General features: G+C 33.3%; 14 protein-coding genes and 1 tRNA gene. 11 read left to right on the top strand and 4 right to left on the bottom strand.

Annotated features, from left to right (window positions below; translation table 11 throughout):
- The first annotated feature begins 9 nt into the window (after positions 1-9).
- The 9 genes from QZN45_RS00120 (at position 10) to hisB (ending at position 8,454) form a co-directional block, all read left to right on the top strand.
- Positions 10-717, top strand: coding sequence for a DUF2162 domain-containing protein (locus QZN45_RS00120; RefSeq protein ID WP_292609007.1), 708 nt, complete (start codon positions 10-12; stop codon positions 715-717).
- A gap of 8 nt (positions 718-725) precedes the next feature.
- A complete protein-coding gene (locus QZN45_RS00125; protein WP_296810327.1) occupies positions 726-1,370 on the top strand; it encodes a MotA/TolQ/ExbB proton channel family protein in 645 nt (214 codons plus the stop codon).
- A 12-nt stretch (positions 1,371-1,382) separates the two neighbouring features.
- Entirely contained in the window at positions 1,383-1,715 is a 333-nt protein-coding gene (locus QZN45_RS00130) for a DUF2149 domain-containing protein (RefSeq protein ID WP_292883697.1), read from the top strand.
- Positions 1,716-1,959: 244 nt separating this feature from the next.
- Entirely contained in the window at positions 1,960-4,587 is a 2,628-nt protein-coding gene (locus tag QZN45_RS00135) for a DUF3344 domain-containing protein (RefSeq protein WP_296810331.1), read from the top strand.
- 84 nt (positions 4,588-4,671) lie between these two features.
- Positions 4,672-5,256: a flavodoxin family protein gene (locus QZN45_RS00140; RefSeq protein ID WP_296810334.1), complete on the top strand. Its 585-nt coding sequence runs from the start codon at positions 4,672-4,674 to the stop codon at positions 5,254-5,256.
- Positions 5,257-5,304: 48 nt separating this feature from the next.
- Positions 5,305-6,870 (top strand): flippase, encoded by a 1,566-nt coding sequence (locus QZN45_RS00145; RefSeq protein WP_296810336.1) that lies wholly within the window; start codon positions 5,305-5,307, stop codon positions 6,868-6,870.
- A gap of 61 nt (positions 6,871-6,931) precedes the next feature.
- A complete protein-coding gene (locus QZN45_RS00150; protein WP_292609023.1) occupies positions 6,932-7,624 on the top strand; it encodes a TOBE domain-containing protein in 693 nt (230 codons plus the stop codon).
- Between the two features lie 11 nt (positions 7,625-7,635).
- The gene (locus tag QZN45_RS00155; RefSeq protein ID WP_292609026.1) at positions 7,636-7,836 is read left to right on the top strand and encodes a 4Fe-4S binding protein; all 201 of its coding nucleotides are present in this window, start codon (positions 7,636-7,638) and stop codon (positions 7,834-7,836) included.
- A 39-nt stretch (positions 7,837-7,875) separates the two neighbouring features.
- Positions 7,876-8,454 carry an imidazoleglycerol-phosphate dehydratase HisB gene (gene hisB, locus QZN45_RS00160; protein WP_292881830.1) on the top strand — a complete coding sequence of 193 codons (579 nt, stop codon included), beginning with the start codon at positions 7,876-7,878 and terminating at the stop codon, positions 8,452-8,454.
- 104 nt (positions 8,455-8,558) lie between these two features.
- Here the strand turns inward: hisB and QZN45_RS00165 are convergent, their stop codons facing one another.
- Complete coding sequence (locus QZN45_RS00165; RefSeq protein WP_292609032.1) at positions 8,559-9,386, bottom strand: F420-dependent methylenetetrahydromethanopterin dehydrogenase; 828 nt, start codon at positions 9,384-9,386, stop codon at positions 8,559-8,561.
- 267 nt (positions 9,387-9,653) lie between these two features.
- A tRNA-Val gene (locus QZN45_RS00170) sits at positions 9,654-9,725 on the bottom strand.
- A 123-nt stretch (positions 9,726-9,848) separates the two neighbouring features.
- On the opposite strand from QZN45_RS00170, the gene QZN45_RS00175 reads away from it, so the two are divergent.
- Together QZN45_RS00175 and uppP are read left to right on the top strand one after the other, a co-directional pair.
- Positions 9,849-10,772: a branched-chain amino acid transaminase gene (locus QZN45_RS00175; protein WP_292609034.1), complete on the top strand. Its 924-nt coding sequence runs from the start codon at positions 9,849-9,851 to the stop codon at positions 10,770-10,772.
- A 12-nt stretch (positions 10,773-10,784) separates the two neighbouring features.
- Positions 10,785-11,618, top strand: coding sequence for an undecaprenyl-diphosphatase UppP (gene uppP, locus QZN45_RS00180; RefSeq protein WP_292609037.1), 834 nt, complete (start codon positions 10,785-10,787; stop codon positions 11,616-11,618).
- 28 nt (positions 11,619-11,646) lie between these two features.
- Here the strand turns inward: uppP and cobT are convergent, their stop codons facing one another.
- Positions 11,647-12,714 (bottom strand): nicotinate mononucleotide-dependent phosphoribosyltransferase CobT, encoded by a 1,068-nt coding sequence (gene cobT, locus QZN45_RS00185; RefSeq protein ID WP_292609040.1) that lies wholly within the window; start codon positions 12,712-12,714, stop codon positions 11,647-11,649.
- A complete protein-coding gene (locus QZN45_RS00190; protein ID WP_292609043.1) occupies positions 12,707-13,210 on the bottom strand; it encodes a hypothetical protein in 504 nt (167 codons plus the stop codon). The genes cobT and QZN45_RS00190 overlap by 8 nt, the downstream gene beginning before the upstream one ends.
- Positions 13,211-13,229 lie beyond the last annotated feature (19 nt).

Genomic DNA, 13,229 nt, shown 5'->3' on the forward strand with positions numbered 1-13,229 from the left:
GGTGTTTTAATGGATGCAATTAATATTTTATGGCAACTCGGAATACTGTCCGCAGTTTTAATTTTTGGAATCAAATTGGGCCTTGCTACAGGCCTTGCAAACATGTCAAAGAGATATTTGGCATTGGTGTCAATAGGATATGGTGGGGGAGTTTTAATATTGACGGAAATTTCCTCATTTTTCACAGATCAGATTACAGATTTAATTTATACTTACAATTTCGAATTTTTCTTAATCATGGCAATAATCATGATTTTGGCAGGAATATTTACAATAAGGGAGTATAAGGTATTTGAAAAAAATACTACTGCGGCCACTTGTATGGCAGTAGTTGCTCCATGTCCTTGTTGTTTTGGTTCCATTATAGTGAGTATAATGCTTGTTGCACCTACTGTAGGTTTAGGATTGATGAATTTAAGTGTAATTGTGGCTTTAGCATTAGTTTTAACAATCGTTGTAACTTATTATGCTTCTAATTACTTGGTAAAATTCATTGATAAACCTTATCCAATAGTATTAGGCAATTTCATGTTCTTTTTAGGAATTTATTTCCTGTTGTCCGCACTGTTTTTGCCGAATATTACTGCAATGATTCAAAATCCAATGGAAGCAATATCAATAGCATCTCCATATTCGTTAATTGGAGCATTAATATTGGTACTTGTCGTAGTGGCTATTGGTGGAGTAATATCTAGGAGAAATAGTAATTTTAATTAGGTGATTTAATGGTAACAACTATTCCTGGAAGTGAAGTATTAACATCAACATTAAATATGATTTCACAAAGTCTGCAAATTCCTGTAATCATATTTTTGGTAGTTTTTGCAGTCTTTGCAGTACTTGCAATCGGAGGATTGATTTCTGAATATACTTCAAGAAAGAAAATCACTCCCGAGCTAATTGAAGAATTAATCTATTCCATATCAAATGCAACCTCTTTAGATGAAATAAAAAATGTTATTAAAAATGCAAATATTTATGAATCTCAAAAAGTTGTTTTAATTAAGATTTTACGTGCAAATTCTCTAACTCCGGAATCAAGACATGCCTTGGCTAAAAAATTAGTTGAATTTGAAGAAAATAAATTTGCAAAATCAATCGAGAGAACTGATGTTGTCACACGTATAGGGCCAACATTAGGGCTGATGGGTACTTTAATCCCTATGGGACCAGGTCTCGCTGCTTTAGGTGCTGGAGATGTAAATACATTGGCTAATGCTATTATTGTTGCTTTTGATACTACTGTTGTTGGTATCGGTGCGGGAGCTGTAGCTTATTTTGTTTCCAAAGTAAGGCGTAGATGGTATGAAGAATACTTGTCCAATTTGGATGCGCTTGCAGATGCATTGCTTGACAAATTAAACCAATAAGGGGTTTTGCTGATGGTTAGAGATAAATCTAAAAAACGTTTTTCAGAAGGTGAAGAAGACCCAATGGCCGGAACCTCAAACCTTGTAGATGCAATGCTTGTTATTGCTGTAGGCTTATTAATATTTGTTGTTATAAGCTGGAATATGCAGAGTGTGGTATTCCAAGATAATCAAAATCAGCAGAAAGCCATTCAGGAGTCTTCGCCTGATGTAACGGAAGTCAGTGAAGGACAAACATTGAATGAAACTCCCGAATCCTCTAACAGTTCAGGTCAGGGTTATATGGAAATGGGTAAAGTTTACAAGGATCCTTCAACGGGTAAGCTAATAATGGTTGAAGGTTAAGGGTAATACTTTTTGTTTTTAGCTATTTGCTAATTAGTATTACTTTTTTCTTATTTTTTTAGAATATTTATTACTTTTTTTTAAAATAACCTTCAAATTATATATATTTTTCCATTTTTGAGAGCAAATACAAAGTTTTATATGGGTATTACTTTATATTAATATAATAGTATTCTTAGTAATATAATTATCATTATTTTTATTATTACTAAATACTTGAGAAAAAATGTAATTAAGTGAGATTATGAAAAATAAGAGTTTAATATTTTCAATATTTTTGGTTTTCATAATTGTTCTTAGTGTCAGTGCCATATCTGCTCAGGATGTGAACGATACTATTTCTACAACTGATGAAGAAACAGTTATTGGGGATGCTGAACAAGTTTCAGGAACTGTTTCTGGGGATGTTGATGTTGCAACTGAAAATCCATGGAATACAACTGGAGAATTAAGTTATGACATCCCTGCTGATGCTAAAACAATTAAAAGTGCTGATGTTTATGTGAATGTTTATGGTGGTAGTGCTAAAAATACTCATGGTGCAAATGCAAACATAAGTATTTCAACAGCTAATGGAAATGAAAGTTACTCTGAATCCTTATGGACTGAAGATGGATCAGCTGACGGTACTGTTTACACATTAAATAATCATACTACAAAATGTTATTCAGATTATATGATTCATTATGATGTAACAAGTTTATTAAATGGATTAAACGGAACTAATTTAAAAATTAAAGTTGATACATTTAAAATGGAAAATAAAACATTTGATGGTAGAATAAAGTTAATGGGGTTAGTTTTGGCATATGATGACGGTGATAATGATATCGTTAATTATTGGGTAAATGATAATCAAATTTGGACAAATTCAAATACAACCCTCATTTTTGATACTTCTGCATTAACTGAGGTATTGGATATGTCTTTAACCAATATTGCTCTTTCCAGTCAGGATGCTACTTATCTGTTGAATGGTGAATTTTTAACAGATGCTGAGCACAAATCCGGTAATTATTATCAATATAACAAATGGAATATTGCTGATTACTTCAACAGCAGTAAAAAAACTGAATTCACTGCTATTGGAACAGCTGGAAGTTATGGTGTATCTTATAAAAATGTTTTATCTGTATTAACTGCTAAACCTGGTGTTGTCCAAGCTAGTGTTTCTTTAGCCAGTGAACGTAAAAATTCTAATTTGGATATTATTTATCCAGGTACTTTTAATCAATTTACCATCAATGTAAATACAAATAAAAACGGTAAATATGTCATTAGATTATTGGCAGATGGTAATGTTGTAAATTCCACTGAAGTTTATATAAATTCTAGTTCCAAAAAAATAACTTTAATGGATGAGACCGTAAGGCCTGTTGATAATACTACTGTTTCCACCGGTGCCGGCGGTTCTTATAATAAGGTTAATTATACTGTTCAGTTATTCTTAAAAGATGAGCTTTTAAACGAATCATCTATTAATGCAGCTATTTTATATAATGGTTATTTATCTAAAGACTATGCTTATCCTAACACTGGTTTGGAATCATTCTTGAATGTTACTATTTCCGGTGACATTGTCATTGATGTGGCTGGTGCTTATGCTAGTGGTACTAATAATAGGGTTGATACATGGAATGTAGCTTTAACTAATGATTCAACTATTGTTAAAGCATTCGTTTATGCTCCATATTGTTATGGTGGTGCTGATGATGAAAACTTATACAATGTGACATTTAATGGTGTAAAACCATCTGTTGTTTCATTTAGTAGGGATCAAGCAAATATCGTATCTACTTCAGGTTATGGATTAATTGTTTATGATGTAACTGATTCAATCAAAGATGGAGAAAATACTTTCGTTTTAAACAAAACTCACTCAACCGGTGCATATCCAAGTATTTTAATTTACCTATACAATACTACTGGCAGTCCAATCATTAAAAATGTATATATTTATAATGGTGCTGATCTTGTTGGTATGACTGGTAATGGTGCTAATAGGCCTATTTCTGTAGATTCAGTATTGAAAATTGATTCTTCCGATGTTGCTAGTGCTGTTGCATATATTTTCGGTGCTGGTGCTAAGGATGATAGGGCATCTATTGTTGTTAATGGCGAAAAAGATGATGATGCTTGGAATACTAATTTAAGTGACCAAGTTAATGTTTATGCTAAAGATATAAGCAAAACTGTTAAAAACAATAATGAAATTTCCATTATTCTCAACAATAACATGTTTACTGCATTACAGCAAATTGTCGTCTTAACCAAAAAAGAAACTCCTGTTGTTGTAAAAAATGAAACTGAAATCACTGCCCCAAGTGTAACAAAAGTTTACAATGTAGCTAAAAACTTAGTTGTCACTTTAAAAGATGTTAATGGTAAAGTTATTTCAGGTGCTAAAGTTATTATTACCTTGAATGGTAAAACTTACACCAAACCTACAAACGCTAAAGGTCAAGCTATTTTGGACCTTCCTAATTTAGCTCCTAAAAATTATAAAGTATCAGTTAAATTTGCAGGAGATTCTAAATACAAAGCATCTAACTTAAGCACTGCTAAAGTTGTTGTTAAAAAGGCTAATCCTAAAATGTCTGGTAAAACCAAAGTGACTTACAAAGTTAAAACAAAAACTAAAAAGTACGCTATTGTCTTGAAAAACAACAAAAAACAAGCCATGAAAAAAGTTAAAGTCACCTTAAAAGTTAAAGGTAAAACTTATAAGGCAACTACCAATGCAAAAGGTAAAGCTGTATTTAAGATTACCAAATTAACTAAAAAAGGTAAATACACTGCTAAAGTTAGATTTGCAGGTAACAAATACTATAGTGCTTTAAATAAAACAGTTAAAATTACTGTTAAAAAATAGGGATTAATTTCTCTATTTGATTTTTCTTTTTTTTTATTTCTCAAATTACCAACTTATTTTAACTAATTTTCACATAGTATCTTTATGAAAATATTTGGAATTTGTGCAAGTCCTCGCAACAATACTACAGAATATGTTTTAAAAAATGCATTGGCTAAACTTGAGAGTCATAATTTTGATACTGAAATGTTTACTTGCATGGGAAAGGAAATTAAACCTTGCATGCATTGTGATTACTGTTTGGAAAATAAGAAATGCATTATCGAGGATGATATGTCAAGTGTTTATGAGGGTCTTCAGGGTGCTGATGGGATAATATTGGCCACTCCTATTCAAAGTGGGGGAATAAGTTCTAACTTGGCATCAATCATGGATAGAACACGTGCTCTTGAAGCTGTTGATTACAATTTGCTGAGGGGAAAAATTGGCATGAGTATTGCCGTTGGTGGTGACAGAACCGGCGGTCAGGATTTTGCACATCTGAAAAATATTACATACTTCATGATTCACGGTATAATTCCTGTAAGTGGTGGACCTTTCGGCTCTAATTTGGGTGCTTCTTTTTGGTCAAATGATTCAATTGACGATATTAAAGAGGATGATTATGGAATGGACTCACTGGATCGGACTTTACATGAATTTGAAAATTTTTTAAATAAGTACATTTAAATAGTACAATCTATTATATTATAAGTAACTAATTTTTAAGGGTATATTATGGGAAATAAGTTGGTAAGAGGTAGTTTGATAATTTTCATTGGTAACATAATTTTCCGTATCGGTGGTTACCTTTACCGTTTTTTAATGGCAACACTTTTAGGTCCTACTGGTACTGGTATTCTTGGAATTACCATGTCTTATCAAGGTATTTTTCAAACTTTGGCTTCAGGAGGGCTTCCTCCAGCAATATCCAAATATATTGCAGAATATGAGGCTGTAGATGATCATAATATGGCCAGACAGACGGTGTATACGTCTTTAAAGATGATGATATTTATAGGCCTGGTTTTGGGAGTTTTAATGATTTTTGTTATTGCTCCACTTATGGCGAATGTCTTTTTAAAAAAGCCTGAAACATTAGTTCCAATTCAAATTATTGGGTGCATAACTCCGTTCAGTGTAATTTTGGGTGGTTTAAGAGGTGCATTCCAAGGTGTATATAAAATGGAATATATCGTTTATACCCGTGCTGTAGAGCAATTGTTCATGATTTTATTCGCTGTTGGCTTTATTTTAATGGGTTTATCAGTTGTAGGTGCTGTATGGGGTACCGTAATCGGTTATGCTCTTGCGGCTTTCACTGCCGTTTATATTTTTAAAGTTTATATGCCGAAATATATTCCACAATACAGTGATGATTTTCATTTCTCATTTTCCCAAGAGCTGAAGCTGGCTGTCATGTTAATCAAGTTCGCTATTCCTGTTATCATTACAGCTATTGCTGAAATGCTTATCTTCAATATCTGTACCTTGGTTATGGGTAAGTTTTTAACACTTGAAAGCGTCGGATTTTTCACTGCGGCAGATCCTATTTCCAGACTTCCTTTAATGATTTCCATTTCTGTTGCGACTACAATTCTGCCTGCTTCATCTGAAGCATTCAAACTCCATGATATAGAAGCACTTCAGAAGTATGTTGGTCAATCTTATAAGATTTCATTACTCTTTGTAGTTCCAATGTGTATTGGTCTTGCCCTATTCGCCGTTCCTACTTTACAGGTATTTTACTTTAAAAATCCTTCTTATGTTAATGGTGCTGCTGCTTTAGGAATATTGGCTATTGGAATGACATTCTATTCTATTTTCGCTATTTCCACAAGTATTGTTCAGGGTGTTGGAAATCCTAGAATTCCAATGTACATATTGGTATTCGGTTCAATTGCAACCGGAGTTCTTTCTTGGATTTTAGCTCCGATTTTAGGAATCGCTGGTGGTGCAACTGCAACCACAATTGCCTGCTTCCTTATGATGGTTCCATGCGTTTATTTTGTATTTAAGCTTACTGAAACCAAAGCTCCAACGATGGCTGTTGTAAAAATATTGATTGCAACATTTATTATGGGGGCAGTAGGTTATTTCATTCCTAAAACACCTATATGGTTATTCCCAGGAATTATATTCTGTATGATCGTTTATTTCTTTTCATTGATTTTGGTTAAGTTTTTTGCCAAAGAAGATATTGCGACATTAAGGGGTTATTCATCTAAATTGGGTCCTCTTGCTAAAATAGTTAATAAACTTTTAAATCTTGTTGAAAAAATTGAATTTAGAAATAAATCATAAGAAAAGTTATTTAATATATAAAAAATATAAACAATATCAGTTATAATTGGGGGATTATAATATGACTGATGTAAAAGCAGGGGTTGAATATAAAATTAATGTTGATGGCAATTCTTTCTTGCTGGACAGTAAAAAATTCAGACTTTTAGAATCAATTCTGGATACTGGTTCTCTTACTGCGGCGGCAAAGTCCATCGATGTTTCTTATAGGACTGCATTAAATTATATTGATAAAATTGAATCATCACTCGATGTTAAAATTGTCAGTACCACTAAAGGCGGTAAAGGTGGTGGTGGAGGAACATCACTCACTGAAGAAGGTTACTCAATTTTAAAAGAATGTAAAAAAATCAATGCCATTATGGAACTTCATAAGGATGTTAATGAAATTGAAGCGGAAGTAATTAAAGTTGATGATGCTAAAGGTGTCATGACAATTAAAATGCATGATTTTGAAATCAATGCTCCTTTGAATAGGAATTATGAAGTTGGAGACAAGCTATTGGCATTGATAAGTTATGATAATATTTTCTTAATGTTGGAACCTCAAACATCCAGTATACGCAATATCCTGAAAGGACAAATTGTTGAAATGAGACTTCAAAATGAAGTTATTCGTGTTAAAATTGATGTTGGAGGAGTTTATCTATTTTCAGACATTACTTTATCTGCAGAAAAGGAATTAAATCTCAGTATTGGAAAAGAAGTCTTTGTAGGATTTAAAGCAATGTCTGTAGCTACTTTAAAATTATAAAAGGTGAAATTATGTTGCAAATTTTAGTTGATGAAGATAAATGTATTGGATGTGGGAACTGTTATGATATTTGTCCGAAAGCTGCTAAAATTTGGAAGATTGGTAGTGTAGCACATATATTGGATTTAAGATATTGTCATGTTTGTACATTATGTGCAATGGAATGTCCTGTAGACTGTATTAAAATCATACGTCCGGGTGAAGAAGCTTAAATAATTAATGCTAAAATCAATTATTTTGTAGGTTAGATTATGAGTAGAATTTCAAATGTTTCAAGAAAAACTTCCGAAACAGACATTACTATAAAGATGAATCTTGATGGTGAAGGCAAATACAATATTTCAACAGGAGTTAATTTCTTTAATCATATGTTGGAATCATTCTCAAAGCACAGCATGATTGATTTGGAAGTTGATGCTTCTGGGGATATCGAAATTGATGACCACCATACTATAGAGGATGTTGGAATATTGCTTGGTGAAGCTTTCCTACAGGCAATTGGTGATAAGAAAGGTATTAAAAGAATGGCACATGCTATTGTTCCGATGGATGAATCAGTTGCAACAGTTGCAATCGATATTAGCGGGCGCAGCTATTGTAATATGAATCTTGATTTCAAGAATGAAAAAATAGGGGACATGACATCCGATATTGTAATCCACTTTTTCGAATCCTTTGCAGGTTCCGCTAAATTAAATATTTATGGGACAGTTGAGGGAGTAAATGATCATCATAAGGCTGAAGCTGTTTTTAAAGCATTCGCCAAATCCTTAAAAGAAGCCATTAAAGTGGAGCATGATCAGATTCCTTCCACAAAAGGAGTATTATAGCTATTAAGTTAACTATCTTTTTTTTAATTATTTATAAAAATCTTAAAAATAGCTGTTTTTCTAAAAAAAGTAAAAAATAAAAAAAGTAAAGTAGCGTAAGCTACTTATTCTGGTTTTGAGATTAAGTCTGTTTTACAACCTGGGTTTCCTTCTTTCATGTGAGGGGTTCTTAAAACAGTATCATTTGCTTTTTCGATTTCTCTTGCTTCTTGTGCTAATTTAGCAGCGCATGCAGCAATTTCGTGAGCAGCAGCTACTAATGGGATGAAGTTTTCGAAACCTTTAGTCATGAAACAACCTTTCATGTCTAAGTTAGCAACGGATCCAGCCATTTCGTATGCAGCAATAGCTTTTGCTTTTGCGTATGGGTTTGCGAATCCACCAGCTTCTGCAGCTTTTTCAGCAGTAACAATGAGTTTAGGTAATTCGATTGATCCAGCTTCTGCTTGTTCGATTACAGTGTCAATGGTTTGTTGGACTAATCTTAATGCTCCGGTTTCAGCTAATACTTTTAAGATGTCGGAGTTGAAAATAGCCATTTCAGTTGGGTCTAACCATTCTCTTTTTGCACCAATCATTGGGTCAGACATTACGATAATGTATCCTAAACCTTGTTCATCCATTTCATCTTTTTTACCTTTACCAGGTGCGTCACCGACGATAATAGCAGGAATGTCTTTTGCGGATAACATTTCTCTTGCTTTAGCTGGTCCAGGAGCTCCTGGGTTTGGGCTAATGAAGATTGCGAAATCTGGTTCAAAAGCGTCTATTTTAGGTACGACGTCTTCTACTTGTTCAGGGTTCATTTTAGCTCCAGATCCAAAGGTTCTTACATCGATATTTGGTCTGTCTGCTCTTTCGTCTAACAATAGGTCAATTACTGGTGAAGTACCAATATTACCACTTTTAATAATAGCAATTTTAACTACCATAATTAAGTCTCCTTTTTCGATATTAATAATTTTAATTCAAAAACTATTTAAATTTTATTATTTAAAGTTTTTAATCATTGTAAGAACTATTTTTGTAAATACTATTCATTATTGTAATAAAATAGTTAATAGGTTATATAATTTTTAATTTTTATGAAATTTTTTGACAAAATAATTGTTAATATTGCTAAATTTTTGGAAAAAATTACTTATAAATCAATGAGCAAATTTCCATGAAAATAAGAATTTTTAAAAAATAGATTTGAGTGGTTCCGACGAGATTCGAACTCGTGATCCCCTCCTTGTAAGGGAGGTATCATACCACTAGACCACGGAACCAACAAATATTATTATGATTTTATTAATATATAAACATTTCGGTTTTTAATATTTTTGAGTAGATAATTTAATATAATTAATAACTATATATCTATTATTACAATAAAAAAATGAAGTGATAAAATGGCTTGGGATGACACAGCTAGTAAAATATGGATAGATGGAAACATGGTAGATTGGAAAGATGCAAATATTCATGTACTTTCTCATGTTGTCCATTATGGTACAAGTGTTTTTGAAGGTATTCGTGCATACAAAAACGAAAATGGTGTTGCAGTATTCCGTTTAAAAGAACATGTACAACGTTTATTCGACTCTGCAAAAATTTACAAAATTGATATTCCATATACTCAGGAAGAGGTTGAAGAAGCAATTTTAGAAACCGTTCGCGTAAATGATTTAGATGGTTGTTACATCCGTCCTATAGTATTTAGAGGATATGGTGAACTTGGTGTAAATCCTTTAAATTGTCCTGTTAATGTAGTTATTGCTGCCTGGGAATGGGGATCATATTTAGGAGAAGAAGGAATGGCAAATGGTGTAGACATTGGTGTTTCATCATGGAGAAAACCTGCACCAGATACTTTCCCTGCTCTTGCAAAATGTGGAGCAAACTATATGAATTCTCAATTAGCTAAACTTGAGGCTATTGATAACGGTTATGATGAAGCTATCATGTTAGACTATGAAGGTCACGTTTCTGAAGGAAGTGGAGAAAACATATTCCTTGCTGAAGGGGAAAAATTATTCACTCCTGCAATGTCCTCATCCAATCTCAAAGGAATTACTAGAGATTCCATCATGACAATAGCTCGTGATTTAGGATATGAAGTTGTTGAAGAAGTAATTTCAAGAGAAAGATTATACTCTGCAAATGAAGTATTTTTCACAGGAACTGCTGCAGAAGTAACTCCAATCCGTTCAATCGACCACAGACAAATTGGCGCCGGTAAAAGAGGACCAATCGCTGAAAAAATACAAACTGCCTTCTTTGACATTGTTGAGGCTAAAACAGAAGATAAATACAATTGGTTATCTTACATTTAAGCGGTGTAGTATATGAATATAATTCAAGCGATTATTATTGGTGTTGTTCAGGGATTGACTGAATTTTTACCGGTAAGTAGTTCAGCACATTTGGTTTTTATCCAAAATATTTTAGGAGTTGAAAGCTCTCTTGCTTTTGACACCTTTCTTCATTTGGGATCATTGCTTGCAGTTTTATGGTTCTTCCGTGCAGACATTATTAAAATGATTGTGTCATGGATTTCCAGTTTGTCTGATATTGTACATGGAAGATTTAAGGAAGGTTTTTATGAAGATCCTTACAAAAGACTTGCATGGTACGTTATTTTAGCTACAATTCCTGTTGGTCTTGTCGGAGTATTTTTTGAAGATTCTGTAGATGCATTATTTTCAGGTGCACTATATGTTCCGGCATTCTTCTTATTTGTAACAGGTACCATTCTTTACTTGTCTCAAAGGATGACTAGCGGTAATATTAATTTCCATAATGTTGGTCCAAAAGAATCATTATTTATGGGATTAGGTCAAGCTTGTGCTATTTTACCGGGACTTTCCCGTTCAGGTACTACAATAGCTGCAGGTCTTGTCATAGGTTTGGATAAGGAATTTGCTGCAAAATTCAGTTTTATATTATCTATTCCAGCGATTCTTGGAGCATTCCTATTGCAAGTCAAAGATATAGGTTCAGCTATGGATGCTAATTTCTTGCCAATAATTTTAGGTTTTATTGCAGCATTTATCGCAGGGTATGCGGCTATTAAATGGATGCTTGAATTAATTCAAAAAAGAAGTTTGGATATTTTTGCTTACTACTGTTGGGCAGTAGGTATAATTGTATTCATGGGTTCAATTGCCCACATATTCTAAAAATTAAATTTATAGAGATTAAAAATCTCTATTTACATACTTTTTCTATTCTTTTTCTTAGTTTTTCAACAGAATTTCCTAAAACAAGTGCAGAATACATTGCGCCTCCGGCTCCTGCACCCTCTTTAACAAATCCTTTCAAATAATTTTTCAATCCTTCATGACTTGACTCTTCAAATTTAGGGTCTACAACATTAACGGTAATGCTGTCGTCAATCTGTTTTAAAATGCCGAATAAATCTGCGGTTTCATCGCCGGCAACATATACTGTTGTAGCCAAGTTAATTCTTGAAAAATCAAAAGTAGGTTGTATGGATTTTATAATTGCACAGACGGCTGCCATCTGTGTTCCGCCTGCTAAAATAATTGGAATGTCAGAGCCTAAAACTATTCCTGCAATTGCAGGTAATGTCGGGTCACCCACTGCGCCGATTGCTTGGATTGCATCTATATCATCTTTTTCAGGGTCAAGTCCAGCGTTTTCCAATCCTTCATCTACAACTTTTGTTTTCATGTCATGAGGGTTATGAGGCATGCTCCCGCTTACTTTTTCATTGGCTTCATAACCGAGAGCCCTTAAAACTCCGAGTGCAGTAGTAGTTCCTGCAGCTATACTTTCACCAATAATGAGCATTTCATGTCTTCTGGATAATTCAGCACCTAAGTCTTTAGCGTTTTCAAAAATTTCAAGAGGATTCAATACTCCTTTCCCGGTTCTAATGTCTCTTCCATATTCCTTTCCAAATGTGAGATATTCAATATCTGGCTTGATTTTAGAACCCGCATCTATTATTACAAATGGAATTTCTGAAAGTTGAAGTGATGCTTTTGTTAGTCTTGCAGGGGTTGGTGCTGCCGCATCTCCAACTACAGTTTCAGCTGGTGCGTCACAACACCTGACTTCACCTAAAACCATAAATTCAGCATCTGATGCAGGTGTATATTCAGTTAAGTCTGCTGATGGTCCAGCACCTGAAATTCCATCTATCAATGATGTTTCGGTTGTTCCAATTGTAAGTAAAAATACCGGATCTTCACATTCCTGTAACATTTCTGTTAATTCTTCTGATCCGTATGTTGTAACTCCATCAATCATCTTTTTCACCTAGTCTTTTTAATTGTTCAATGATAATTTTATTTTGATTAATGATTTTTTTATTTTGATTCATTATCTTTATTAACATTTCTCTTTCTGGCAATTCATTGTCAGTTTTAAATGTTTGTCCGTCTCTGGATCTTGGAGGGATTTTAATCTGGTCTTTTGGAGGAAGTTTGTCTTCTTGTTTTGGCATTGCAGGTATCACTCCTCTTGAAGCACTGTCCTCTCTTGAGATAAAATCAACATATCTATGTGTTACTTTATTTTTTCCTCTCTCTTCAAGCAGTTCCATTAATCTTTCGTCTACGTTATCAACACCAACAAGTTGTTCTTCTTCAACTTCATGAATTAATCTTTTTTGAATGTTATATGCATTGTATATTGGAATTCCTCTAGCATTACATTCATTTTTGAACATATCATGGATGTTGATGTCTCCAGTTAATTGCTTTACTCTTTTCTGTTCTAATGTATTAGCACTATAAAATCCCATGATTTCACTTTTGTTTTTT

Origin of the sequence: uncultured Methanobrevibacter sp. (assembly GCF_900314695.1) — an archaeon.
GTDB lineage: Archaea > Methanobacteriota > Methanobacteria > Methanobacteriales > Methanobacteriaceae > Methanocatella.